Here is a 24,157-nt window from a genome sequence, read left to right on the forward strand (position 1 = left end):
TTTTGTTGCGCATGAAACAAAATGATTAAACAGACTGAATGTGAGAGTTCCCGCACCAGCGGTGGATACCATCGGCAATCAATTGCTCCGCGTTTTCCATGGATTCGTCGACAGCCCAGGCCACGTGGCCGTCGGGACGGATCAGCGCTGCTTTTACCCCATTCCATTCAGGCCTGCCGTCAATTGCTTTCACTTGTATACGGCGGACGTGAGGAATGGTGGAAAATTTCTTCGTTTCTATCCCGAATGCTGCTAATAAAAAGCGTCCATCACGGAGAAAAGTGTAGAGCCGTTTGACAGTACCATCTGAAAGGGTCAGATCGATATCTGGGAGACGTTTTCCGTTCAGCTTATGTTCAGGCATCTTTTCATCTGCTTTGTATTTCACGCTGAGCGCCGCAATTTGTTCTGCCAGATAGCGATTGACGTCTGAAAATCCGAGAATGCCGGATAATAATTCGCGGAGGTACAGGCCTTCACGTGTAAAATCAAACAGCTTTGTTTGGATTTGTGTATTGACGAGCAGCGCTTCCCCGACAGTATGTCTTTCATTATGGTAACTGTCAAGCAGCCAGTCGGGGCACCGTCCGTTGATCTTTGCTGCGAGCTTCCAGCCAAGGTTCATTGCGTCCTGAAGTCCGACATTTAAACCTTGCCCTCCTGCAGGAAAATGAATATGCGCGGCATCTCCAGCCAAGAAAATTCTGCCGGAGCGGTAATGCTCTGCCAACTTGGTGGCATTTCCGAAGCGGGACATCCAAACCGGGCTGTCAATTCCAAAGTCCGTGCCGCAGATGCGGTTGAGTTCTGTTTTTAATTCTTCCAGTGTGACGGGCTCGTGAAGCAAAGCTTGAGGCATGTGCGGCGCCGTTATGAGGACGCGGAAAATGCCGTCGTCTAAAGGCACGATCACAACGCCGCCTTCACGGTTCACGCAAGTATAAAAATGCGATTCCGGCGGATTTTCAAGCGACACATCCGCAAGCATTGCGGTGATATTCGCATCAGTTCCTGAAAAAGCGATACGCGCCTGCTTGCGGATGGTACTTCCGGCTCCGTCAGCACCGACGATATAGGAAGCGGTTAGAAAGGACAGGCCGTCGGGTCCCTGGACGACGAGCTCGGCCGTTTCCTCATACTCGCGGAAAGCGAGAACTTCATGATCGCGAAGGATGCAGACACCGAGATTTCGCGCATGTTCCTCAAGCACCTTCTCGGTTTCGTACTGAGGGATGATCAATGTAAAATTGGCTTGCGTATCAAGCGCAGAAAAGTCCAATCCAGTCTTTAGACCGGCAAAATGCCCCGAAGGGCTCGGCTTGCCAATTTCCTTAAACCGTTCTCCAAGCCCCCTCATTTCAAGTATTTCGATTGAGCGCGGATGCAGCGTGAGCGCTTTTGAGAATGGCGAAGGCTCTTTCAGCCGTTCGACAATACAGGTCCGGACACCGGCCAAAGCCAGCTCGGAAGCCGTCATCAGACCGACGGGGCCGCCGCCTGCAATCAGTACATCAAAATCCATGATGAATCACTCCTTTTTTGTTACGTATGAAACAATTTTAACATACTACAAATGAAAATGTTTATCAACTATAATCTTTAATTTTGTTACTCGTGTAACAAAAAAGCCGATAAAAAAGCATGGAGCTTGTCCATGCTTTCATGACTTGATCTGCTCTTTATCTTTTCTGTGCGGATATAGCTTAAAACGGCCGGTTTTCATCCGGTTTTCTGTTTTGATTTTAATTCGTTCGCTGCATTCATGGCACATATAAGTATGTATCGGCCGGTTTCGGAGACGTTTGGCAATGAGTGTGTCATCATCGATTTTTTCGATTTTGTCACACAATGAACACTTTACCCTCACTTGATTCACCTCACTTACGATTCATTATACCTTAATCAATCGGACAAATAAATTTTCTCCTATAGAAAAAAGGAAAAAGCCTGTGCCGTCAAGAAAACAGTGGCACAGGCTTTTAAAAGTTATGGCTGCCGATTTTTCATATGCTTGTTTGATTGCTTATTCTGCTCCTTTTCAAGCTGTTTCTGGTTTCTGTCATTCAACTGGTCGTTGTTGGATTTTGTAGGATTTGTTTGCTGATTGTCTGTTGCGTCGTTCGGCACTTCAGGAAGGACGCGCCCGACGATGGCTGCCAGCTCGTCGAGAATCCCTTTGACAGGGCGTCCCGCTTGAATTTCCCTGCCCATTGCCCGCAGGCGGTTGACGGTGTCGGGATCTGCGACAACGGCGGCGTTTGCTCCGTAAGGGTCATTCTGCAGCGCTTCAGCCACGGAATACTTAATAGATTCGACTTTGCTGCGCTCCAAATTGTCTTTCACATCAATTCCGACGACGGCTAGCCTGCCGAGCACGACGGCGGTTGCATCATTGACACCCGGAACGCTTTCGGTGATCTTCACAAGGCGCCGCGAGATGGCTTGCCCGTCTTTACGGTTCACCGGCTCTTGGGAGCTGTTTTTTACTTGAATCGGTTTGTTGCCGGGAAGCTCGTTCGCTTCATTTCGGGCATTATTTTGAATGCCGCAGGCTGAAAGCAGCATAACGGTTTGAATTAGGATCAAAAAAAAGATTCGCACTTGAGGTTGCCTCCTTAAAAATGCTTTCATTAATTTTTATTGTTGAATTAACCTTCTATCTTTATTCACAAAAACATATATTTTAGCGGGCGCTCCATCAGCTTTTAACCCAATTGAAAAGAAAAGGCTAAAAATCCTGATCAGGAGGCGGAAGATTGAGTAAAATTTATGTGCTGGATACGAATGTGTTATTGCAGGATCCGAATTCAATCTTTTCTTTTGAAGATAACGAGGTTGTCATCCCGGCTGTCGTATTGGAGGAAGTCGACTCAAAGAAACGCTACATGGATGAAATTGGGAGGAATGCAAGGCGCGTATCTAAATTGATAGATGATTTGCGTTTAAAAGGAAGGCTGTATGAAAATGTTCCCCTACCAAACGGAGGAAGCTTGAGAATCGAGCTGAACCATCGCTCTTTTCAGCAGCTTCAAGAAATTTTTATCGAAAAAACAAGCGACAACCGTATTTTAGCCGTAGCGAAAAACCTCAGCCTGGAAGAGGAAACGAAAGAAGACGGCAGGCCGGTTATCCTTGTCAGCAAAGATATGCTGATCCGTGTCAAAGCCGATGCCATCGGCTTGATGTCAGAGGATTTTTTGCACGACAGGGTTGTCGACAATGATGATATATACAGCGGTTATACGGACGTGTACATTCGCCCGGATCAGATGAATTCCTTTTTTGAACATCACGATTTGCCGCTTCACGAAATCAGCAGTGAGATGCTGCGTCCGAACCAGTTTGTCGTTATGAAGGACGCGCTCGGCGGATCATCCTCTGCCGTAGGGATCGTAGATCAAAGCGGAAAAGCCGTTAAAAAGCTTGTTTTCGATCAGGAACAGGTTTGGGGCATACGTTCGCGAAATGTACAGCAGACGATGGCTTTGGAACTTCTTTTAAGACAAGATATTCCGCTTGTCACCCTGATTGGAAAAGCCGGCACAGGAAAAACCCTGCTTGCGTTGGCAGCAGGGCTGCTGCAGACAGAAGACCTGGGGAATTTTAAAAAACTTGTTGTCACAAGGCCGATCGTTCCTGTCGGAAAAGATCTCGGCTATCTTCCGGGTGAAAAAGAAGAAAAACTTCGTCCGTGGGTCCAGCCTATTTTTGATAACCTGGAATACTTGTTCAATGCAAAAAAGCCGGGGGAGCTTGATGATATTTTAGCGGGGATGGGCTCCATTCAAGTCGAAGCCCTCACATATATAAGGGGCAGAAGCATTCCTGACCAATTCATCATCATTGATGAGGCTCAAAATCTGACCAAGCATGAAGTCAAAACGCTTCTGACGCGCGTCGGGGAAGGCAGTAAAATCGTATTGATGGGAGACACCGAACAGATCGACCATCCTTATTTAGATGCGATGAACAACGGCCTGGCCTATGTTGTTGAGCGCTTTAAGGATCAAAAAATTTCCGGAAACGTGAAGCTTTTAAAAGGAGAGCGCTCCCGGCTCGCCAGGCTTGCAGCCGATCTGCTGTAAATAAAAAAACCGGGCGTTTAACCCGGGTTGCAACTTGCATGGCCCGCGGGCCGGGTTGCCGGCAAGTGCCGATAGCCCGGCCGGGAAAGAGGAGGCGGAGTTTTTCATCGCCTCCGGCGCACCCATTGCAGTGTTGTAGCTTTAAACAATGTGAATTTCTTTTACTCGTTTCACAGGAGTCATCCTGTTTGAACCGTCGGGAAAATAAACGTGTACAGGCCCGTCTTCGCCAAGCGGCTTGCCATTGTTGCTGAAGCAGAGAATCATGCCGCCCGCTTCTTCGATCGGAACGGAAACGTCTTCACCTTCCGTTTTGAAGAGGCATTTGACGGCGGAGCCTGTCACCTCCGCATTTTTCAAAAAAGGTTCAAGCTTGATCCCGAAAGTGCCGTCAAGCAATTTCTCCTTTTCATATTTTTTCTCTGATTTCAGTGTCGGCGGCGATACAGTACCTTCCCTGATTTGCCGTTCCCGGTCAATCACAAGGTCGTCATCTTCATCTTTTACCTCTCTGAAATCTGAAAAGAACTGATCGAGATCGAATTTTCGGTCATCAAAAATCCAAACGCTCGGATCGAGCGTAATCTGATACTTTACATTTCCTGTGATCGTTACAATGCTCATGTCTCTACCACTCCCTCACAAAAATTATAAGCGCTTTCTTTCAAATTGTCACTTCTCATAACAAAAGCCCTCTCCGGGAAAGATAACAGCAACGACGCTCGGATGGAGGGAAAAAACTTGAATTGCCGGGATAATGAGGAGCTTGAATATTTTGTCACGGAAGCGAAAAAAGTGACGGACAAAGGAAAGGTTGCATCTTACATACCGGCTTTGGCTGAATTATCGGAGGACGATTTATCGGCGGCGGTCTACTTTACGGACGGGACGTGTATATCAGCGGGAGACGTGGAAAAAGCCTTCACTCTGCAAAGCATCTCAAAAGTATTGTCGCTTGCTCTCGTCCTGATCGATCACGGCCCGGAAACAGTGTTTCATTATGTAGGACAAGAGCCGACTGGTGATCCGTTTAACTCCATCATCAAACTTGAAACCGTCAACCCGGGGAAGCCGCTGAATCCGATGATAAATGCCGGAGCATTGGTGGTGACAAGCATGATTAAAGGAGAGACGAATGCCGATAAGATCGGCAGGCTTCTTGATTTTATTAAAAAACTGGCAAATAATCGGAATATTACCTTTTGTGAGAAGGTCGCCGAATCTGAATTTGAAACCTCGATGGTCAACAGGGCGATGTGCTACTACATGAAAGAGCACGGTATTTTTCAGGCTGAGGTTGAGGATGTCATGGATGTGTATACAAAGCAGTGCGCCATTGAAATGAACAGCTTAGACTTGGCGAAAATCGGTTCTGTTTTTGCTTTGAACGGCAAGCATCCCGAAACGGGAGAACAAATCATACCGAAGGATATCGCGAGAATTTGCAAAACATTTATGGTGACATGCGGAATGTATAATGCCAGCGGCGAATTCGCAATCAAAATCGGCATACCCGCCAAAAGCGGGGTTTCAGGGGGAATCATGGGTCTATCCCCATACCGTTTCGGCATCGGCATCTTCGGGCCCTCGCTTGATGAAAAGGGAAACAGCATCGCCGGAATCCGGCTTTTAGAGCTGTTATCGGCGAACTACAGTTTAAGCATTTTTTAAAACGTGAGCGGAAGCTTAAAATGCGAGTCTTTGAAAAACGGCGAAAGGACAGAAATAGCTTGCTTTTTTTCGGCTGAGGCTTTATCATAAATAGAAGAATTAGGTACTCGCCTGGGGAACGGAGGGATACTTTTGGCGTCTGAGATTGTAGTCGACCATCGTGAAAAAGCACTTGCCCTGTTAAAACGTGATGCTGATAAAATCTTAAAGCTGATTCAAGTGCAAATGGACAACTTAACGATGCCTCAATGTCCTCTTTATGAAGAGGTTTTAGATACACAAATGTTCGGACTCTCTAGGGAAATTGATTTTGCTGTCCGCCTTGGATTAGTGGATGAAGAAGAGGGTAAAGAACTGCTTTACAGGCTGGAACGTGAATTGTCTGCATTACATGATGCATTTACAAAAAAATAAATGAACACCTCAGAAGAATCTTTCTGTCTGAGTCAGCTTGTCGACGACGTTTCGATAGAAACAAACTGCCGGCAGGCTTTTTTTGTTATGGAATGAGAAAGAAAACGTCCGCTGATGAAGGAATGAATGCTGTTCGTGCCGAATAAACGAAGACGCATGGTATGCCGATAAAAAAATAGAACGGCAGTCTTGGAACAGACGGACTTTTCTTTCAGACGAGATTCGAAGTCTTATGAAAAGGGTATCTTTCGTGCTTTTTAAGAAAGTGTAGTAAAATAACGAAGGAGTTACCACAAACACATTTTGAAGGCAAGTAAGGAAGAGGATAATAATATGATAAAAAGAATGCTCAAATCCTATGATTATTCATTAATCTTCGCTGTATTCCTGCTGTGCGGGTTCGGGCTCGTCATGGTGTACAGCTCAAGCATGATCACAGCCGTGACAAGGTACGGACAAGACAGCAGCTACTTTTTTGACAGGCAGCTGATGTTTTTGGTGCTCGGAACCGTCATATTTTTATGCGCGGCGCTTTTTCCGTATAAGGCTTTTGCCAATCAAAAATTCCAAAAGTTTTTGCTGCTCATTTCCGTTGTCGCTTTGTTCGGGCTGTTCGTTGTCGGACACGTGGCCGGGAATGCCCAAAGCTGGTTTAGGGTTTCGAATTACGGCATCCAGCCGGGGGAGTTTGTCAAGCTGACCGTCATCTTGTATCTTTCTTCCGTCTATGCCAAAAAGCAAAGCTATATTGACAACTTGGGAGCCGGAATCGCCCCTCCCGCAATCATCACGCTTTTCATTTGCGCCCTGGTCGCTGCTCAGCCGGATGTGGGAACGGCCTTTATCATCGCTTTAATCGCTTTGTGCATTATTTTGTGCTCGGGATTCAGCGGCAAAACGCTGTTAAAGCTCGTACTTTTGGCCGGGGCTGTCCTTGTGCTCGTCAGCCCGCTCATTTATTTCAACTGGGACAGCATTTTAACAGAAGGACGGATGAATCGGTTTGAAAGCTACCAAAACCCGTTTAAAGACGCACAGAAATCTGGTTTTCAAGTCGTCAACTCCTACTTGGCGATCGGTTCGGGAGGGCTGTTCGGCCTGGGTCTCGGCGAAAGCGTGCAGAAGTATGGATATCTGCCTGAAACGCACACCGATTTCATTATGGCGGTCATCGCCGAGGAGCTCGGCATTTTCGGCGTCCTTTTTGTCGTGCTGCTGCTCGCTTTCATCGTTTTAAAAGGGTTTTATATTGCGAGAAAATGCGACGACCCGTTTGGAAGCCTGCTTGCGATCGGGATATCAAGCATGATCGCCATCCAGTCTTTCGTGAACCTGGGCGGCATATCCGGCTTGATTCCTTTGACAGGGGTGACGCTTCCGTTTATCAGCTATGGAGGGTCATCGCTCATTCTGCTGATGGCAAGCGCGGGGATATTGGTGAACATCAGCATGTTTAATGAATACTTTGACCGGTTCAAACGAAAACAGCCTGTCGATACTACAAAAACCAAAGAAAATCAATATAAAAAAAGTATAAATTTTTAAAAAACTAAGCGTGTACAATGTCCATCCGATTCATTTAGAATAGATACATACTTAAAACAGCGGATGAGGGGGAACGACATGTCACAACAGTCTATTCAAAAAGTTCTTGTTGCAAACAGAGGGGAAATCGCTATCCGCGTATTTCGCGCCTGCACAGAACTGAATATCCGTACGGTAGCGATCTATTCTAAAGAAGACAGCGGATCATACCACAGATACAAAGCCGATGAAGCATACTTGGTCGGCGAAGGGAAAAAGCCGATTGATGCTTATCTTGATATTGAAGGGATCATCGAGATTGCGAAACGCAACCATGTGGATGCCATCCATCCGGGCTACGGCTTCCTGTCTGAAAACATTCAGTTTGCCAAGCGGTGTGAAGAGGAAGGCATCATCTTTATCGGACCGACCTCCAAGCACCTCGATATGTTTGGAGACAAAGTAAAAGCCCGTGAACAAGCTGAAAAAGCAGGAATTCCCGTCATACCGGGGAGCGACGGCCCAGTGGCTGATATCGCGGAGGTCAAACAATTTGCGGAGGAGTTCGGATATCCGTTTATCATCAAAGCGTCGCTTGGCGGCGGCGGCCGCGGCATGCGGATCGTCAGAGACGAATCGGAGCTGGAGGAATCCTATAACAGGGCAAAATCAGAGGCGAAAGCCGCTTTTGGTAATGATGAAGTGTATGTCGAAAAGCTGATCGAAAAGCCGAAGCACATTGAAGTTCAAGTCATCGGAGACAAAGAAGGTAACGTGGTTCACCTTTACGACCGTGACTGCTCTGTGCAAAGGCGTCATCAAAAGGTTATCGAAATAGCGCCGAGCGTTTCGCTTTCTGAGTCCCTCCGGGAAAAGATTTGCGATGCTGCCGTTAAGCTTGCGAAGAATGTTGATTATGTCAATGCCGGAACGGTTGAATTTTTAGTTGCGAACGATGAGTTTTTCTTTATTGAAGTCAACCCGCGTGTTCAGGTGGAGCACACCATTACGGAAATGGTGACGGGTGTCGATATCGTTCAGACACAAATCCTGATTGCTGCCGGACTCAGTCTGGGCAGCAGCGAAATCAGCATTCCGAACCAGGATGCCATCACGCTGCACGGATATGCGATCCAGTCAAGGGTTACGACTGAAGACCCGTCAAACAATTTCATGCCTGACACAGGCAAAATCATGGCATATCGCTCAGGCGGCGGTTTCGGGGTGAGGCTTGATACCGGAAACAGTTTTCAGGGCGCTGTCATTACGCCTTATTATGACTCGCTGCTTGTTAAGCTTTCAACCTGGGCGCTGACGTTTGAACAGGCGGCGGCCAAAATGGTTCGCAACCTACAGGAATTCAGGATCAGGGGAATCAAAACGAATATTCCTTTCCTTGAAAACGTGGCGAAACACGAAAAATTTCTCACAGGGCAATACGACACGTCTTTTATTGATACAACGCCGGAACTCTTTGTCTTTCCTAAGCAGAGAGACCGCGGAACAAAAATGCTGACGTATATCGGGAACGTAACGGTCAACGGCTTCCCGGGCATTGATAAAAAGAAGAAGCCGGAGTTCGACAAACCCCAGATCGTCAAAACGGATGTCGATCAGCCGATCGCGAGCGGAACAAAACAGATTCTTGATGAACGCGGAGCTGAAGGGCTCGTCAAATGGGTGAAAGATCAAGAGGAAGTGCTTCTCACTGATACGACGTTCCGCGATGCCCATCAGTCACTGCTTGCGACAAGATTCAGAACGCATGATTTGGAGAAAATCGCCAATCCGACAGCTGCGCTCTGGCCTGAGCTTTTCAGCCTTGAAATGTGGGGCGGCGCCACTTTTGATGTCGCTTACCGTTTCTTGAAAGAAGACCCGTGGAAAAGGCTTGAGAAGCTGCGGAAGGAAATTCCGAATACGATGTTTCAAATGCTGTTGAGATCTTCGAATGCCGTCGGGTATACAAACTACCCTGACAACCTGATTAAAAAGTTTGTCAGCGAATCCGCTGCGGCCGGAATCGATGTATTCCGCATTTTTGACAGCTTGAACTGGGTTAAAGGGATGACGCTCGCCATTGATGCAGTGCGCGAGTCGGGCAAACTTGCCGAAGCCGCGATCTGCTATACCGGAGACATTCTCGATCCGAACAGAACAAAATATAACCTTGAATATTATACGTCAATGGCAAAAGAGCTTGAATCAGCGGGGGCGCATATTCTCGGCATTAAAGATATGGCCGGCCTGCTGAGACCTCAAGCAGCATACGAACTGGTGTCAGCTTTGAAAGAGACGATCGACATTCCGATCCACTTGCATACACACGACACGAGCGGCAACGGTATTTTTATGTACGCGAAGGCGATAGAAGCAGGCGTCGACATCGTCGACGTAGCGGTCAGCTCTATGGCGGGCCTGACATCACAGCCAAGCGCAAGCTCGCTTTATCATGCGCTTGAAGGCGATAAACGCCGTCCGCAGCTGAATGTCGATGCGGTAGAGTCGCTGTCTCAATATTGGGAGTCTGTCAGAAAATACTACAGCGAGTTTGAGAGCGGCATGAACGCGCCTCATACCGAAATTTACAAGCATGAAATGCCTGGCGGCCAATACAGCAACCTTCAGCAGCAGGCTAAGGGAGTCGGCCTCGGTGATCGCTGGAATGAAGTGAAAGAAATGTACAGCCGGGTCAACCACCTGTTCGGGGACATCGTAAAGGTTACGCCGTCATCTAAAGTCGTCGGGGATATGGCACTTTACATGGTGCAAAATAACCTGACGGAAGATGATATTTACGAAAGAGGAGAATCACTCGATTTTCCTGACTCAGTAGTCGAGCTTTTTAAAGGGTATATCGGCCAGCCTCACGGCGGATTCCCTGAGAAATTGCAAAAGCTGATTTTGAAAGGGCAGGAGCCGATTACAGTGCGCCCTGGAGAACTTCTCGAACCCGTTTCGTTTGACGATATAAAAGCGGAGTTTAAGGAAACGCATGATCTGGAGCTTTCCGATCATGATGCTGTTGCATATGCGCTTTATCCGAAAGTGTTTACCGAGTATGTTAAGACAGCGGAACTGTACGGGGACATCTCAGTGCTTGATACACCGACCTTCTTCTACGGCATGACGCTTGGCGAAGAAATCGAAGTCGAGATCGAAAGAGGGAAAACGCTGATCGTCAAACTTGTCTCTATCGGCGAACCGCGTCCTGATGCGACGAGAGTCGTCTACTTTGAACTGAACGGCCAGCCTCGCGAAGTGGTCATTAAAGACGAAAGCATTAAATCGTCCGTTCATCAAAAGGTGAAAGCCGACCGTTCAAACCCGAATCATATCGCGGCGTCCATGCCGGGAACGGTGATTAAGCTTCTTGTAAGCAAAGGGGACCAAGTGAAGAAGGGCGATCATTTAATGATCAATGAAGCAATGAAAATGGAAACGACCGTTCAGGCTCCGTTTTCAGGAACTGTTGAAAACATTCATGTGACAAACGGAGAAGCCATTCAAACCGGCGACCTCCTCATTGAGCTGAAAAAATAAAAGTGCGGCCGCTGACTTTTGTCGGCGGCCTTTTTTTATGAAAAAATCCCCCGCAACAGGCGGGGGATCAACTGTTTATTGTTATTTTTGCGCCTGTCTGCGATAGCGCGCAACAAGCAGCAGGAAGTAGCAAAGGATTCCGAACAGGCAGGAAATGAAGAAAGCGTGGGCGAGTGCAAATCCCAAATCCAGCCTGCTGTAGACAACCGCAATTCCTGAGGCAGCCTGAAGGATGATCAGGATCAGGGAAATCATCCAGCCCCAATAAATGCGTTTTTGATTTTTATACTGTTTGGCCGCATGTATCGCTGCCGCAATGATCCAAGCGAACAGAAGAAGCGCCGCAGCCCTGTGTCCCATCTGCACCCATTCGTGAAACTTCCCTGGGAGCCAGCCGTTTTGTGTGCTGCACATCGGAAAGTCAAGGCACGCAAGGCTTGACTTCGTATGCCGGACATATGCGCCTGTATAAACGACGACATATGTGTATATAATGATTCCTATCATATGAAACTGCATGGTTTTTCCTATATAAAACGATTCGGCTTTCTGCTTGCTGTCAGCTTCAAACACGAGGAGCGTCAACAGCAGAACAGATGCAAAGGAAATAAGCGAGATTCCGAAGTGCAAAGCCATGATCAGGGCCGAAGACCCGAAGACGACCGCCGCAGCGCCCAGGAGCGCCTGAAGAATGAGGAAGACGACCGACATCACCGCAAGAAATTTCGTTTCTCTGATATGGCCGATTTTTTTCCATGTCCAAATGGCGAGAGCCAGCACAAGGACGCCGGATGTGCCGCTGACAAACCTGTGGCTCCATTCGATAATCGATTCAAGGGTTAGAGCCGGGAATATGCTTCCGTTGCAAAGCGGCCAAGATCTGCCGCAGCCCATTCCCGAACCCGTCTTTGTGACGAGGGCGCCGCCGATCAGCACGAAAAGCATGGCGATAGTTGTGATAATTCCCAAGCCTTTTAATGCTTTATTCATAAATTCAATTCTCCTTTTTTAATGCAAACTGACTAATAAAAAGATATTTACCACCTTCAAGTGTAAGCGAATTGATGTTCTGCTGCAATTCATAATGATTATTGTTCACAAAAATGCAATAGAAGGCGTTCACATTTTTATTGGTTTTGAAGACTTGATAATTGTGGCTTCGTTTGATAGAACTATATTAGAATGACAGTGGTTTTCCGCTCTTGTTCACAACTTTTCCTTCATCTGTAAAGAAAGTCATAAAAAGTTCACAAATATAAACCGGTTTGTCGATTAATATTTAATAGGCTGTTTTTTTCCAACCGGTAATCTTGTATGATAGAGTTGTAGGTTTTTTATGAATATACCGCTTCTCTTGACGTGATGAAGGTTTGAGTAAGGGGGGTTAGTATTATGGCTGAAACAAGAATTACAGCTGATACAGCAATGAATGGACAAATAGAAGAGACGACAGCATGGAAAGATTTCCTCGCCCTTATCAAAGTCGGGATTGTTTACTCGAACCTGATAACAACTTTTACGGGCTTGTGGCTCGCTTTTTACTTTTCAAATCTGAGCTTTCTAGGAAACCTTGATATCGTGCTGTTCACTTTAGCGGGATCCTCGCTTATTATCGCAGGATCATGCGTCATCAACAACTATTATGACCGTGATATTGACCAGCTTATGCAGCGGACGAGAACAAGGCCGACGGTGACTGGTAAAATCCAGCCTTCACAGGCATTGTGGTTCGGCATTCTGCTGACTGCGCTCGGTTTTATCATGCTGCTGATGACCAATCTGACAACTGCCGCAGTAGGCTTTGTCGGCGTCTTTACGTACGTGTTTCTATACACGATGTGGTCAAAGCGCCGCTATACCGTTAATACGATTATCGGAAGTGTGTCAGGGGCTGTTCCTCCTTTGATCGGATGGACCGCTGTCCAAGGCTCCATCGGAGTTGAGGCGTGGGTGCTGTTTTTAATCATGTTTATTTGGCAGATTCCCCACTTTCTGGCGCTTGCGATTAAGAAAACGGAGGAATACAGAGCCGCAAATATACCGATGCTGCCTGTTGTACACGGTTTTGAAGTGACGAAAAGGCAAATCATCATTTGGATTGCCTGCTTAATGCCGCTGCCGTTTTTCCTGGGCGGACTCGGACTGCCGATCGTCATTTTGGGAACGGTACTCAATATCGGCTGGCTCGTTTGCGGTCTGGTCGGTTACAGAAGCAAAAATATCATGAAGTGGGCAACGCTCATGTTTGTATATTCATTAAATTACTTGACCATATTCTTCGTTGCCATGGTCGTATTCACACTTTTTAAAATTGGATAGAACTCTATAATTCATCACATTGAAGGCTGTCACTTAACACTTCAAACAGACAACAATCATGTAAAAGCCGCCTTATCGATTTTTTTCGATTATGTTTAACAAGGCGGCTTTACGTTCATACATAGATGGTATTTTGAGTAAAAAACCTCATTATTTAAGAAATGAGGAAATGTAAGTGCTTTAATTTAAGTGGGGAGTCAGATGAATGAATAGGTGTCCTATAAACGTTTGAACAGTGAAAGTTTCAAAAGGATTGATTGAAAAGGGGTTGGGAAGAAATGTTAAAGAAATGGCGTCTGATGTCGCTGTTCACTATTTTGGCGCTCGTTTTAGCAGGGTGCGGAGAACCGTTCATATCAACGCTGCAGCCGGCGGGCGAGGTGGCTGATCAGCAGTATTTCCTAATGATTCTCAGCACGCTGATCATGGTTGTTGTTGTAGTGGTGGTAAGTTTCATTTTCGTATTTGTCATCGTCAGGTACAGAAGATCTAAGCTCGGTGATGACCACATCCCGAAACAGGTTGAAGGAAACCGCAATTTAGAAATTTTATGGACTGTTATTCCAATTCTTCTCCTTCTTATCCTGGTTGTTCCTGTTGTCGCACAGACCTTTGATCTTGCTGATACAAAACCGATGGATAAGAAAAACAGGGATCCGGAGAAGGCGCTGGTCGTCAATGTCCGGGCGAACCTTTACTGGTGGGAATTCGAATATCCTGACTACGGCGTGGTGACGAGCCAGGAGCTGGTCGTGCCGACCGATGAACGCGTTTACTTTAAGCTGAAAGCTTCCGATGTCAAACATTCATTCTGGGTTCCTTCAGTCGGGGGTAAGATTGATACGAACACAGACAATGAAAACAAATTCTTCTTAACGTTCGATTCAAAACGCGCTGAAAAAGCCGGAGACTATTTCTACGGGAAATGCGCCGAGCTCTGCGGACCTTCCCATGCTTTAATGGACTTTAAAGTTAAAGCGGTTTCGAAGGATGAGTTCAAGGAATGGATGAGCGATATGGAAAACTATAAAGCGGGGGCGAAAACCGATCTCGCTGTTGAAGGAGAAAAAGTGTTCAAAGAGAAAAACTGCCTGAGCTGTCATGCGACCGATTCAAAAGACCAAAGGGCGGAAGCGGCCAGAACGGCTCCGAACCTCGCGACTTTTGGAGACCGGTCGACGATCGCCGGTGTGAAGGAATTCAGCGATGAAAACTTGAGAGCGTGGCTCAAGGATCCTGAAAGCATAAAACCGGGCAACAAAATGACCGGCACATACCCTGATTTGAGCGACAAGGAACTTGATGCACTGACTGAATATTTAAAGGGGTTAAAAACGGAAGACTAACGCTTCAAAGGGAGAATGAGGGAGGTTACATTGTGAGTACGCTTAAGAAAAAGCAAGGTTTTGGGGCTGTATTATGGGACTATTTAACGACTGTCGATCATAAAAAGATTGCCATCCTTTATTTGCTGGGCGGCGGGTTCTTCTTTGTGCTCGGCGGAATCGAAGCGATGCTGATCAGGGTTCAGCTGATGATACCGAACAATGACATCATGAGCGGCGGAGTCTACAATGAGATCATGACGATGCACGGTACAACGATGATTTTCCTGGCAGCGATGCCGCTTTTGTTCGCACTGATGAATGCCGTCGTTCCGCTGCAGATAGGCGCGAGGGATGTTGCGTTTCCATTTTTGAACTCGCTCGGCTTCTGGCTGTTCCTTTTCGGCGGCATCTTTCTGAATTTAAGCTGGTTTTTGGGAGGGGCACCCGATGCCGGCTGGACGTCTTACGCGTCGCTTTCCCTTCATTCCGAAGGGCACGGGATCGATTTCTATGTTCTCGGTCTGCAAATTGCCGGGATCGGTACGCTGATTGCCGGAATTAACTTTCTCGCGACGATTATCAATATGAGGGCGCCGGGCATGACATACATGAGGCTGCCGCTTTTCACATGGACGACATTCGTCGCTTCGGCTTTGATTTTATTCGCGTTCCCGCCGCTGACCGTAGGCATCGCGCTCTTGATGCTGGACCGGTTGTTCGGAACGAGCTTTTTCAATCCGGAATTAGGCGGTAATACGATCATTTGGGAGCATCTGTTCTGGATCTTCGGACACCCTGAAGTTTATATTCTCGTACTCCCGGCGTTCGGAATCTTTTCGGAAATCATTCCGGTTTTTGCGAGAAAAAGGCTGTTCGGTTATTCTTCAATGGTATTTGCGACCGTATTGATCGGCTTTTTAGGCTTCATGGTTTGGGCCCACCATATGTTTACAACGGGACTCGGGCCTGTGGCGAACGCCATTTTTGCGGTGGCGACGATGGCCATTGCCGTCCCGACCGGAATTAAAATCTTCAACTGGCTGCTCACGGCTTGGGGCGGGAGCATTAAGTTTACAACGCCGATGCTTTATGCGATTTCTTTTATCCCGTCGTTTGTCATGGGCGGGGTGACAGGTGTCATGCTTGCTGCTGCACCGGCTGACTATCAGTTCCACGACACGTACTTTGTCGTGGCTCACTTCCATTACGTCATCATCGGCGGAGTGGTGTTTGCCATCCTCGCCGGCGCTCATTACTGGTGGCCGAAAATGTTCGGGAAAATGCTGAGCGAAGCGTTGGGCAAAATAACATTTGTGCTCTTTTTCATCGGGTTCCATCTGACTTTCTTCATCCAGCATTGGCTCGGGTTGTGGGGAATGCCGAGACGCGTGTTCACATACTTGCCGAATCAGGGATTTGACATGGCGAACTTAATCAGTTCAATCGGAGCTGTGTTTATGGCGGCTGCTGTCATCATACTCGTGATCAATATTATCGTGACGACTGCCAAAGGGGAAAAAGTCGGCAGCGATCCTTGGCATGACGGAAGAACGCTTGAGTGGGCCGTTTCTTCACCGCCTCCTGAATACAACTTTAAACAGCTGCCTCTGGTCAGAGGCCTTGATGCTTTATGGATCGAAAAAAGAGCCGGCAAGCAGTCAATGACCGCCGCGGAGCCGCTTCAGGACGTCCATATGCCAAACGGATCGATTCTCCCGTTCATCATGTCACTCGGGCTGTTTATATCCGCTTTCGGCTTCATGTACCGGACGGAATTTGCCTGGGGGCTGCCTGTCATTCTGATTGGATTAGGAATCACATTATTTATGATGCTTCTCCGGTCTGTAATTGATGACCACGGGTATCATATTCATAAAGAAGAACTGATGGATGATGACGACAAAGGGGTGAAGGCATAATGCATACAGAAGAGAAATTAACGGCTGAAACCTTCCCGGCTTCTCCTGAAAAAGCTACATTAGAAGGAAAAAATAAGTTTATCGGCTTTTGGCTATTTCTCGGAGGAGAGACGGTTCTTTTCGCGTCTCTCTTCGCAACATACCTTGCGCTGAAGAATTCAAATGCAGGAGGGCCGAAAACGACTGAGATGTTTGACATGGGGCTGGTCTTTCTGGCGACAATGCTCCTTTTAACGAGCAGTTTAACGAGCGTATATGCCATGTATCATATGAAGAACTTTGCTTTTAAAAAGATGCAGGTTTGGCTCGGAATCACTGTTCTGCTCGGTGCAGGCTTCCTGGCGCTTGAAATATATGAATTCACCCATTATATTCACGAATATGGGTTCACCATTCAAAGCTCGGCTCTCGGCTCCGCTTTTTATACGCTAGTCGGCACGCACGGTGCGCACGTTACGTTCGGGCTGCTCTGGATTCTTTCTTTGATGATCAGAAATGCGCGCCGCGGATTAAGCCTTTACAACGCGCCGAAGTTTTTTGTCGCAAGCCTCTATTGGCATTTTATCGACGTTGTCTGGGTGTTTATCTTTACCGTTGTATACTTGATGGGGATGGTGGGATAAAAATGGTGAATAACGAAAACAGAGGGAATCCCAAAACAGATCTTGCCTACCGCAAAAAGAAAAACGCGGAGGACATGAGATATCAGGTTATTTCATTCGGTTTGATGATCGGCTTGACCCTTGTCGCTTTTTTAACGGTCGCCTCAGATGCAGGCGTATGGTTTACGGTGCCGTTCATTCTGCTGCTGGCCGTTATTCAGGTTGCATTTCAGCTGTACTACTTCATGCATATGAGTCAGCGGGGGCATGAAGCGCCGACTTTGTTCCTTTATTCGGGCGTTTTGGTCGCTTTTGTTACCGTTTTGGCTTTTGTGACGCTTATCTGGTGGTAATCGAACCGACATACAGAAAGGAGGATGCCTCATGTTGGGCAGCCTTGAAATATTCGGTTTTCGCGCCCTGTGGAGCCCCTATTTCCTAGGGGCTGTCGTTTTCATAACCGTCCTTTACTTTTTTCTGATGAAACGATTTGGATCAGAAGAAGAGCGGGCATCCAGGAAAGAAATCGGTTTATTCGTGACAGCGATGTTTCTTTTATACGCGTCTAAAGGCAGTCCGATTGATTTGCTGGGACATATTATGTTCAGCGCGCATATGGCGCAAATGGCGGTTTTGTATTTGATCGTACCGCCTTTGATCATCCTTGGCATACCGCCTTGGTTTTGGAAAAAGGTCATTTTTCTGCCGGTCGTCAAGCCGCTGTTCCGGTTTTTTTCAAAACCATTGATCGCGATTATCGTGTTTAACGGTTTATTTTCGATGTATCACATTCCTTTGGTGTTTGATTTTATTAAGACAGATGCCGTTTATCATGCCGTCATTACGGTGCTGATCTTCATTGCGGCGTTTTTCATGTGGTGGCCGCTCGTTCACAAGGTCGAGGAGCTTCCGCAAATGAACGGACTTTTGAAACTCGGCTACATTATGGCTGACGGCATTTTGCTGACACCGGCGTGCGCGCTGATCATGTTCAGCGATACGACCCTGTATTCGACATATTCAGATCCTTCCGCATGGGCGGAGGCAATGAAACTGTGCGTTCCTCTCGATACGCTGAGCGGAATGACGCTTACAGGTCCGGAAATGTTCAGCAGCATGCCTGTTCTGGAAGATCAGCAGCTTGGCGCGATCGTCATGAAAATCTTACAGGAAATCGTGTACGGGACATTTTTGGCGATTATCTTTTTCGGATGGGCGAGGAAGGAAAGAGCCAAAGACGAAAAAGAACTGGAAGAAGAACGATACTCGCCGTCTACGGTTCATTAAGATGAAAAAAGGGTACAGCCTCATCAGAGGGGCTGTACCCTTTTTATGTACGTCTGCTACACTTCAAGCGCTGAAACTTTTTCTTTGATTGAATTCAGCACCGTCTTGCTTGTTTTGAGGAGCTGCGGCGGGAAATGTTCGTTTTCACCGTATTCCACTCCATGCGGATAATAATATTTGCCCAGAAGCGGTGTCATCAGTTTGATGACCGCGCGCCGGGCGCCCACATCGCCTTCGACGGCATATCCGAACACGCGGAGGTAGTACCTGCCTTCCACCATATCGAATTTGCGGTCATATGTGACGCGTTCATAATCCCATTGGCCAGCTCTTACGAACCCTTCGTTTTCCATGATGTCGTCTAACCGGTTAAGGTCAGCAGTCAAGCCTTCGATACCGGATTCTTCAAATTTCATCCCGTAAAACCCCCTTTAAAAAATTACCTTTACTGACAATCATAGTATGAAAGCGTTAAACTTTCAATCCTGGCTTTAGCCGATATATAAATATTTTTGTGAACAGTATGAATCGCGGGCGGCTTGACGACAATATGAACAAACGAAAGACAAGAGGAGGTCTTCTGATTGACACGTGTGAAAGATATTATGACAAAGGAAATATTATATTGTACAGTTCTTGATAATGTGTACGAGGCTGCCGTGAAAATGAAAGACGGAAATGTCGGAGCGATTCCGGTTGTGCTTGATGACGGTTTGGAACTGGTTGGGATCGTTACTGACCGGGATTTGGTGCTGCGGGGGATCGCCGTTAAAAAACCAAATTCGCAAAAAATTACAAATGTCATGACGACGGATCTCATTACGGTAAGTGAAGACGATTCAATTGAAAAAGCGGTTGATCTCATGGGAGATTATCAGATCAGGAGGGTCCCGGTTACACGGGGAAAGACGCTTGCGGGCATCATTACGCTAGGCGATGTTTCAACCCACAAAAAATCAAACCGGCAGGCTGGCGACGCGCTGACATTTATATCGGAAAACGAAGAGAGGCCTGGAGATTTTCTTCATTAAAACATATTTTGTCGCACATCTTAATAGGCTGTATTATCATTGAAAATTCATGTCAGTTCTGTTTAAATGACACTAAAGGCAAGTTTTTGATGCGGTGCGCCGTTTTATGGATAGATTGATCCGTCAGTCGGAGGTGAAAGTTTGAAAAATATATTAAGAGCGATTGTGATCCTTCTCATCGTTGCGGCTTCATACACCCTGTTTATTCAATACGGTTCAACACCTGAGAAAATTGTGAAGGAAGACAAGCCGCAAGTCTCAAACGAGGATGCGAAAAAAGAGAAATCCTTGAACATTCCCGATTCCGGCTTGCTTTCTTTTATCGGAGAGTCGGCTGAGACGATCGAAAAGAAACTGGGGAAACCGGACAGGGTCGATCCTTCAGCATATGATTATGAATGGTGGGTCTATAGCCAAGGGGCAAAACAGTACGTTCAAATCGGCTTGCTTGGCGGCAAGGCCGTGACATTGTTTGCGACAGGCGACGGGTTGAACACCGCTCCGTTTAAAATTGGACGGCCGTCAAGGGAAGTTTTCAAAACCGCCCAGATCGCCCCGTATGTCAATGTTCAATATAAAGGCAGTTCATACCGTTTTGAGTTTTCTGAGGAAGACATGAATACAAGGCCGACGGTGAAAGTCGGAGACATTTATGTTCAGCTGTATATGGATAAATTCGAGGGGACGCTGTCAAGCATCAGGGCATTTGATGCGCCGACTTTCATCAAGCAAAGGCCGTATGAAGTTGTCTACAGAGGCACCCTGATCGAACCTCAAGCATTGACAGAATCGGATTGGAAAAAAATCGAGAAAGCAAATGAGAAGCAGATCTTTGATTTGACGAATGTCATCCGCGCAAGACACGGTCTTTCCCAGCTCTCTTGGGATGAAGGCGTATCAAAAGTGGCATACGGCCACAGCAGCGACATGAAAGAGCACCATTATTTCTCCCATGTGTCAGAAACAGAAGGCACGCTCAAAGACAGGCTGGAAAAAGGGAAAGTGAACTTTGAGCAGGCGGGGGAAAATATCGCGCTCAACTATGTCGACGGGCCTGCGGCGGTTGAAGGCTGGTTAAACAGCGAAGGACACAGAAAAGCGCTGTTAAATGCCGACTATACTCATCTCGGAGTCGGGGTGGACGAGAAATATTATACGCAGAACTTTATTAAAGAATGGCACTAGAGCCCGGGATCATACCCGGGTTTTTAGTTTTTAGAGAAAACCATGAAACTTTTAATGTTTGGTCTGCTGCTCACTCTTCCGCACGGACTCCTATAAAAAGAGGAATTTTTAGGCGAACACATTTTGCCGGGGCGGATTACACTATAGCAGGCATATGTTTTCGGAGGGGGTGTAGACGTTGGCAAATCAAAACGCGCAATCATCCATTGATGAATTTAAGCAATTTATTAAACGGCATCCTAAGTTGATTTCCGAAGTCCGGAAACAAGAAAAAAGCTGGCAGGAAGTATATGAAAACTGGGTTTTGCTCGGGGAAGACGATTCGATTTGGGATCCGTACAGGGAAAAAGAAGCTTCGGCAGAAAAGGAGCCTTCTGCTGGCGGCAAAAACGATTTCATTTCAAAAATGGTGACGGCCGTCCGAAAGATGGATGCCAATCAAATGAATGAGCAGATCAATAAAATGAGCCAGTCTATTTCTTCGCTGCAAAGCTTGCTCAGCCAGTTTTCGGGCGGAAGCCAAAAACAGCAGAATCAAAGCGGCGGCGAGCATCCGTTTTCTTTCCGAAAAGATTAGGGAAGGAGTCAGACATGCGTAAAGAAGTGCAAGAGTATGTGTTCGCTGATGAAGAGCGCCGCCGGTTCATCCGTGAGCAGCCGGTCTGGTACCGCAAGCTTTCGCGGAATCCGAATGACTTGTCAGCCTTTCATCTCGATATGATGAACTTTTATGAAAAAACGATTCCTCACAGGGTCAACCAGCTATCGGGCGGCATTCAGATGGCCCAGATGATGCTTCAAATGTTTCATGCGATGCGCACTCAGGATTAATTTAAAGCCTGAGTCTTTTTTTTATGATGATAAATCGCGTCATTCTGGCAAAGCTAGGTGTAAAGGAGTTGATCTGTGATGAAAAAGTGCTGGCTTGTAATCATGTTGTGCCTCTTGCTGGCCGGCTGCGCCACCCATAAACCAAAACCCAAGGGCGTTTCAGAATGGCGCGATGCAGCTTGTGCAAGCGAAGTTTTTGGAAAATAATAGTTTGGAGGCGGCACAGACATTTTTGAAAACGGCTGTTTTGTGATACACTATAGCTGGAGGTGCATGTCTATGTTTGCCACAATGGAATCGTTGCGGCTTCAAAATGAAGCATATGATTTGGCCAACATGATTCTTCAATCAGAGGCGGCTGAACATTACAGAAAATGCTACAAGCGTCTCCGCGAAGATGAAGAGGCCGGACGTATTATCGCTTCGTTTACGAAAATAAAAGAACAGTATGAGGATGTGCAGCGCTTTGGCAAGTATCATCCTGATTATAAAGAGATATCCAAGAAAATGAGGGAAATCAAACGGGAGCTTGACCTTCACGATACAGTAGCCGAATTTAAAAAGGCGGAAACCGAGCTGCAATCTATCCTAGATGAAGTCAGCGTGGAAATCGGTCAGGCTGTATCAAAACATATCAAAGTACCGACTGGAAACCCTTATTTTGATAATCTTTCATCTTGCGGCGGCGGCTGCGGGTCAGGCGGAAGCTGCGGCTGTAAAGTTTCCTGATGAGGCTCGGTCGCCCCGAGTCTCGTTTTTTTTAGAACTTCATGCACAGAGCGACAGGCAGGTGAACAATTTGGAAATCAGGCGTCAAGGCTTAATCGTTTGGCTGCACTCCTTGAAGCAGGCGAAAATGCTCAGGAAATTCGGAAATGTTCATTACGTTTCAAAGCGGCTGAAATATGTAGTGGTTTATTGCAATATGGAAGATGCCGAAAGAATCATCGCAAAAATACGTTCGTACTCTTTTGTCAAACAGGTGGATCTTTCATACAAACCGTTCTTGAAAATGGAGTTTGAATCCAAGCAGGATAAAGCGAAAGAATACGACTATAAAGCCGGGCTCTAACTTGCTTTATTTTAAAAAAATCCCCGCAGAAATACCTCTGCGGGGTCCTTCTATTCCTTAAAAATCAAGGAGAAGGCAAAGGGAGAGGAGAAACCGGAGGAAGAACTTATGGGGAAACGTAAGTCTTCTCCGCGGTTGGCAACAACATCAATCGATGCTGTTGCTATTATTATCACCACTGAGCCTTTTTGCTATACATATGAATTTGTACTTTGGGTGTTTGTGCCAGAAAACACTTTATGATAAGATAGGAATGATTTTTTTCGAGTTTTAAGAAAAAGTGGTGGAAGTATGAGAGTGATTTCTGGGACGTATAAGGGACGTGCCTTAAAAGCGGTTCCCGGCACGTCGACAAGGCCGACGACTGATAAAGTAAAGGAATCCATCTTTAATATGATCGGCCCGTATTTTGAAGGCGGCACGGGTCTTGATCTGTACGCGGGAAGCGGCGGATTGGGGATTGAAGCGCTGTCGCGGGGGTTTGACCGCTTCATTTTTGTCGACCGTGATTTTAAAGCGATTCAAACCGTAAAAGGCAATTTGAAAACACTGGGCTTGGAAAAACGGGCCGAGGTATACAGGAATGACGCTGAACGGGCTCTCCATGCGCTGGTGAAAAGGGGCGCAAGCTTTGACGCCGTCTTTTTGGACCCGCCATATCGAGAACAAAAGCTGGAAGCGCTTTTATCGAAGATTGATGAAGCGGATATGCTGACTGACAGAGGTTTTATTGTAGCTGAGCATGGGAAGGAAGTTATCCTTCCGACCGAGGCGGGCGGACTTCAGCTTGCCCGTCAGGAAATATACGGCTTAACAGGCGTGACCATATACAGAAAGAGAGGGAATGGGGATGGCTAGCATTGCCGTTTGTCCCGGAAGTTTTGATCCGGTGACTTTTGGACATTTGGATATCATCAGGCGCGGGGCGAAAGTGTTTGACAAAGTGTATGTATGCGTCTTGAACAATTCTTCGAAAAAGCCGCTGTTTACGGTGGAAGAACGCTGTGGGCTGCTTCGCGAAGTGACGAAGGATATCCCGAATGTGCAAGTGGAATCTTTCCAGGGGCTATTGATTGATTATGCAAAGAGCAAGCAGGCGAACGTCATCCTGCGAGGGCTTAGAGCGGTATCTGACTTTGAATACGAGATGCAGGGAACCTCTATGAACAAAGTGCTTGATGAAAATATTGAAACGTTTTTTATGATGACGAATAACCAATACTCATTCCTTAGTTCAAGCATTGTCAAAGAAGTGGCAAAATATAAAGGTTCAGTCGCAGAACTCGTGCCGGAAGCGGTCGAGGCTGCACTTGAAAAAAAGTTTGCAAAAAATGAGCGGCCGTAAT

27 protein-coding genes are annotated in these 24,157 nt (G+C 46.7%); 21 read left to right on the forward strand and 6 right to left on the reverse strand.

All coding sequences use genetic code 11. The features are described 5' to 3' along the window. Positions 1 to 25: 25 nt before the first annotated feature. From CP943_RS08605 to CP943_RS08615, 3 genes are all read right to left on the reverse strand, one after another. Entirely contained in the window at positions 26 to 1,522 is a 1,497-nt protein-coding gene (locus CP943_RS08605; protein ID WP_105980920.1) for a monooxygenase, read from the reverse strand. Positions 1,523 to 1,660: 138 nt separating this feature from the next. Then, complete coding sequence (locus tag CP943_RS08610; RefSeq protein WP_003181456.1) at positions 1,661 to 1,867, reverse strand: YlaI family protein; 207 nt, start codon at positions 1,865 to 1,867, stop codon at positions 1,661 to 1,663. Positions 1,868 to 1,986: 119 nt separating this feature from the next. Further along, the gene (locus tag CP943_RS08615) at positions 1,987 to 2,601 is read right to left on the reverse strand and encodes a YhcN/YlaJ family sporulation lipoprotein (RefSeq protein WP_020451265.1); all 615 of its coding nucleotides are present in this window, start codon (positions 2,599 to 2,601) and stop codon (positions 1,987 to 1,989) included. Positions 2,602 to 2,756: 155 nt separating this feature from the next. Between CP943_RS08615 and CP943_RS08620 the strand changes: the two genes are divergently transcribed. Beyond that, positions 2,757 to 4,085, forward strand: coding sequence for a PhoH family protein (locus CP943_RS08620; protein ID WP_020451266.1), 1,329 nt, complete (start codon positions 2,757 to 2,759; stop codon positions 4,083 to 4,085). 141 nt (positions 4,086 to 4,226) lie between these two features. Here CP943_RS08620 and CP943_RS08625 read toward each other — a convergent pair whose 3' ends face one another. After that, positions 4,227 to 4,709 carry a hypothetical protein gene (locus tag CP943_RS08625; protein ID WP_023857266.1) on the reverse strand — a complete coding sequence of 161 codons (483 nt, stop codon included), beginning with the start codon at positions 4,707 to 4,709 and terminating at the stop codon, positions 4,227 to 4,229. Positions 4,710 to 4,811: 102 nt separating this feature from the next. On the opposite strand from CP943_RS08625, the gene glsA reads away from it, so the two are divergent. From glsA to pyc, 4 genes are all read left to right on the forward strand, one after another. Further along, complete coding sequence (gene glsA / locus CP943_RS08630) at positions 4,812 to 5,756, forward strand: glutaminase A (protein ID WP_371268713.1); 945 nt, start codon at positions 4,812 to 4,814, stop codon at positions 5,754 to 5,756. Positions 5,757 to 5,888: 132 nt separating this feature from the next. Then, complete coding sequence (locus CP943_RS08635) at positions 5,889 to 6,170, forward strand: Fpa/YlaN family protein (RefSeq protein ID WP_003181465.1); 282 nt, start codon at positions 5,889 to 5,891, stop codon at positions 6,168 to 6,170. Positions 6,171 to 6,503: 333 nt separating this feature from the next. Next, the gene (locus CP943_RS08640) at positions 6,504 to 7,715 is read left to right on the forward strand and encodes an FtsW/RodA/SpoVE family cell cycle protein (protein ID WP_020451269.1); all 1,212 of its coding nucleotides are present in this window, start codon (positions 6,504 to 6,506) and stop codon (positions 7,713 to 7,715) included. A gap of 78 nt (positions 7,716 to 7,793) precedes the next feature. Continuing rightward, a complete protein-coding gene (gene pyc, locus CP943_RS08645; RefSeq protein ID WP_105980921.1) occupies positions 7,794 to 11,237 on the forward strand; it encodes a pyruvate carboxylase in 3,444 nt (1,147 codons plus the stop codon). 81 nt (positions 11,238 to 11,318) lie between these two features. Here the strand turns inward: pyc and CP943_RS08650 are convergent, their stop codons facing one another. Continuing rightward, positions 11,319 to 12,227, reverse strand: coding sequence for a COX15/CtaA family protein (locus CP943_RS08650; protein WP_020451271.1), 909 nt, complete (start codon positions 12,225 to 12,227; stop codon positions 11,319 to 11,321). 402 nt (positions 12,228 to 12,629) lie between these two features. Between CP943_RS08650 and cyoE the strand changes: the two genes are divergently transcribed. The 6 genes from cyoE (at position 12,630) to ctaG (ending at position 18,692) form a co-directional block, all read left to right on the forward strand. Continuing rightward, complete coding sequence (gene cyoE / locus CP943_RS08655; RefSeq protein ID WP_020451272.1) at positions 12,630 to 13,556, forward strand: heme o synthase; 927 nt, start codon at positions 12,630 to 12,632, stop codon at positions 13,554 to 13,556. Positions 13,557 to 13,834: 278 nt separating this feature from the next. Continuing rightward, positions 13,835 to 14,902, forward strand: coding sequence for a cytochrome c oxidase subunit II (coxB, locus tag CP943_RS08660; protein WP_020451273.1), 1,068 nt, complete (start codon positions 13,835 to 13,837; stop codon positions 14,900 to 14,902). A gap of 32 nt (positions 14,903 to 14,934) precedes the next feature. Next, the gene (ctaD, locus tag CP943_RS08665; protein WP_020451274.1) at positions 14,935 to 16,803 is read left to right on the forward strand and encodes a cytochrome c oxidase subunit I; all 1,869 of its coding nucleotides are present in this window, start codon (positions 14,935 to 14,937) and stop codon (positions 16,801 to 16,803) included. Then, entirely contained in the window at positions 16,803 to 17,426 is a 624-nt protein-coding gene (gene ctaE / locus CP943_RS08670; RefSeq protein ID WP_020451275.1) for a cytochrome c oxidase subunit III, read from the forward strand. Before ctaD ends, ctaE begins: the two co-directional genes overlap by 1 nt. A 2-nt stretch (positions 17,427 to 17,428) precedes the next feature. Then, positions 17,429 to 17,758 carry a cytochrome c oxidase subunit IVB gene (ctaF, locus tag CP943_RS08675; RefSeq protein WP_020451276.1) on the forward strand — a complete coding sequence of 110 codons (330 nt, stop codon included), beginning with the start codon at positions 17,429 to 17,431 and terminating at the stop codon, positions 17,756 to 17,758. 34 nt (positions 17,759 to 17,792) lie between these two features. After that, a complete protein-coding gene (gene ctaG / locus CP943_RS08680; protein ID WP_025811368.1) occupies positions 17,793 to 18,692 on the forward strand; it encodes a cytochrome c oxidase assembly factor CtaG in 900 nt (299 codons plus the stop codon). A gap of 56 nt (positions 18,693 to 18,748) precedes the next feature. Here the strand turns inward: ctaG and CP943_RS08685 are convergent, their stop codons facing one another. Next, a complete protein-coding gene (locus CP943_RS08685) occupies positions 18,749 to 19,108 on the reverse strand; it encodes a YugN family protein (RefSeq protein ID WP_020451278.1) in 360 nt (119 codons plus the stop codon). Between the two features lie 168 nt (positions 19,109 to 19,276). On the opposite strand from CP943_RS08685, the gene CP943_RS08690 reads away from it, so the two are divergent. The 10 genes from CP943_RS08690 to coaD all read left to right on the forward strand — a co-directional run bounded on the left by CP943_RS08690 (position 19,277) and on the right by coaD (position 24,156). Continuing rightward, positions 19,277 to 19,723, forward strand: a complete 447-nt coding sequence (locus CP943_RS08690; RefSeq protein WP_023857262.1) for a CBS domain-containing protein — start codon at positions 19,277 to 19,279, stop codon at positions 19,721 to 19,723. A 141-nt stretch (positions 19,724 to 19,864) separates the two neighbouring features. Continuing rightward, the gene (locus CP943_RS08695; protein ID WP_020451280.1) at positions 19,865 to 20,908 is read left to right on the forward strand and encodes a CAP domain-containing protein; all 1,044 of its coding nucleotides are present in this window, start codon (positions 19,865 to 19,867) and stop codon (positions 20,906 to 20,908) included. Positions 20,909 to 21,086: 178 nt separating this feature from the next. Further along, complete coding sequence (ylbD, locus tag CP943_RS08700) at positions 21,087 to 21,485, forward strand: YlbD family protein (RefSeq protein ID WP_020451281.1); 399 nt, start codon at positions 21,087 to 21,089, stop codon at positions 21,483 to 21,485. A gap of 14 nt (positions 21,486 to 21,499) precedes the next feature. Continuing rightward, positions 21,500 to 21,739 carry a YlbE-like family protein gene (locus tag CP943_RS08705; protein WP_020451282.1) on the forward strand — a complete coding sequence of 80 codons (240 nt, stop codon included), beginning with the start codon at positions 21,500 to 21,502 and terminating at the stop codon, positions 21,737 to 21,739. 78 nt (positions 21,740 to 21,817) lie between these two features. Continuing rightward, entirely contained in the window at positions 21,818 to 21,946 is a 129-nt protein-coding gene (locus CP943_RS22815) for a hypothetical protein (RefSeq protein WP_256163750.1), read from the forward strand. Positions 21,947 to 22,018: 72 nt separating this feature from the next. Then, positions 22,019 to 22,468 (forward strand): regulatory iron-sulfur-containing complex subunit RicF, encoded by a 450-nt coding sequence (locus tag CP943_RS08710; protein ID WP_020451283.1) that lies wholly within the window; start codon positions 22,019 to 22,021, stop codon positions 22,466 to 22,468. Positions 22,469 to 22,538: 70 nt separating this feature from the next. Beyond that, entirely contained in the window at positions 22,539 to 22,811 is a 273-nt protein-coding gene (locus CP943_RS08715; RefSeq protein ID WP_009328559.1) for a YlbG family protein, read from the forward strand. A 108-nt stretch (positions 22,812 to 22,919) separates the two neighbouring features. Next, positions 22,920 to 23,054 carry a hypothetical protein gene (locus CP943_RS22820; protein WP_256163752.1) on the forward strand — a complete coding sequence of 45 codons (135 nt, stop codon included), beginning with the start codon at positions 22,920 to 22,922 and terminating at the stop codon, positions 23,052 to 23,054. 48 nt (positions 23,055 to 23,102) lie between these two features. Continuing rightward, positions 23,103 to 23,669: a 16S rRNA (guanine(966)-N(2))-methyltransferase RsmD gene (gene rsmD / locus CP943_RS08720; protein WP_020451284.1), complete on the forward strand. Its 567-nt coding sequence runs from the start codon at positions 23,103 to 23,105 to the stop codon at positions 23,667 to 23,669. After that, a complete protein-coding gene (coaD, locus tag CP943_RS08725) occupies positions 23,662 to 24,156 on the forward strand; it encodes a pantetheine-phosphate adenylyltransferase (RefSeq protein ID WP_020451285.1) in 495 nt (164 codons plus the stop codon). The genes rsmD and coaD overlap by 8 nt, the downstream gene beginning before the upstream one ends. Position 24,157 lies beyond the last annotated feature (1 nt).

The sequence above is a fragment of the Bacillus paralicheniformis genome (assembly GCF_002993925.1).
Taxonomy (GTDB): Bacteria; Bacillota; Bacilli; order Bacillales; family Bacillaceae; genus Bacillus; species Bacillus paralicheniformis.

What these genes read in the sequence shown, in the direction of transcription:
- CP943_RS08605 (WP_105980920.1), bottom strand. Translation starts at nt 1,522, where the DNA reads ATGGATTTTGATGTACTGATTGCAGGCGGCGGCCCCGTCGGTCTGATG.
- CP943_RS08625 (WP_023857266.1), bottom strand. Translation starts at nt 4,709, where the DNA reads ATGAGCATTGTAACGATCACAGGAAATGTAAAGTATCAGATTACGCTC.
- glsA (WP_371268713.1), top strand. Translation starts at nt 4,812, where the DNA reads ATGGAGGGAAAAAACTTGAATTGCCGGGATAATGAGGAGCTTGAATAT.
- CP943_RS08640 (WP_020451269.1), top strand. Translation starts at nt 6,504, where the DNA reads ATGATAAAAAGAATGCTCAAATCCTATGATTATTCATTAATCTTCGCT.
- pyc (WP_105980921.1), top strand. Translation starts at nt 7,794, where the DNA reads ATGTCACAACAGTCTATTCAAAAAGTTCTTGTTGCAAACAGAGGGGAA.
- CP943_RS08650 (WP_020451271.1), bottom strand. Translation starts at nt 12,227, where the DNA reads ATGAATAAAGCATTAAAAGGCTTGGGAATTATCACAACTATCGCCATG.
- cyoE (WP_020451272.1), top strand. Translation starts at nt 12,630, where the DNA reads ATGGCTGAAACAAGAATTACAGCTGATACAGCAATGAATGGACAAATA.
- coxB (WP_020451273.1), top strand. Translation starts at nt 13,835, where the DNA reads ATGTTAAAGAAATGGCGTCTGATGTCGCTGTTCACTATTTTGGCGCTC.
- ctaE (WP_020451275.1), top strand. Translation starts at nt 16,803, where the DNA reads ATGCATACAGAAGAGAAATTAACGGCTGAAACCTTCCCGGCTTCTCCT.
- ctaF (WP_020451276.1), top strand. Translation starts at nt 17,429, where the DNA reads ATGGTGAATAACGAAAACAGAGGGAATCCCAAAACAGATCTTGCCTAC.
- CP943_RS08685 (WP_020451278.1), bottom strand. Translation starts at nt 19,108, where the DNA reads ATGAAATTTGAAGAATCCGGTATCGAAGGCTTGACTGCTGACCTTAAC.
- CP943_RS08705 (WP_020451282.1), top strand. Translation starts at nt 21,500, where the DNA reads ATGCGTAAAGAAGTGCAAGAGTATGTGTTCGCTGATGAAGAGCGCCGC.
- CP943_RS22815 (WP_256163750.1), top strand. Translation starts at nt 21,818, where the DNA reads ATGAAAAAGTGCTGGCTTGTAATCATGTTGTGCCTCTTGCTGGCCGGC.
- CP943_RS08710 (WP_020451283.1), top strand. Translation starts at nt 22,019, where the DNA reads ATGTTTGCCACAATGGAATCGTTGCGGCTTCAAAATGAAGCATATGAT.
- CP943_RS22820 (WP_256163752.1), top strand. Translation starts at nt 22,920, where the DNA reads ATGGGGAAACGTAAGTCTTCTCCGCGGTTGGCAACAACATCAATCGAT.
- rsmD (WP_020451284.1), top strand. Translation starts at nt 23,103, where the DNA reads ATGAGAGTGATTTCTGGGACGTATAAGGGACGTGCCTTAAAAGCGGTT.
- coaD (WP_020451285.1), top strand. Translation starts at nt 23,662, where the DNA reads ATGGCTAGCATTGCCGTTTGTCCCGGAAGTTTTGATCCGGTGACTTTT.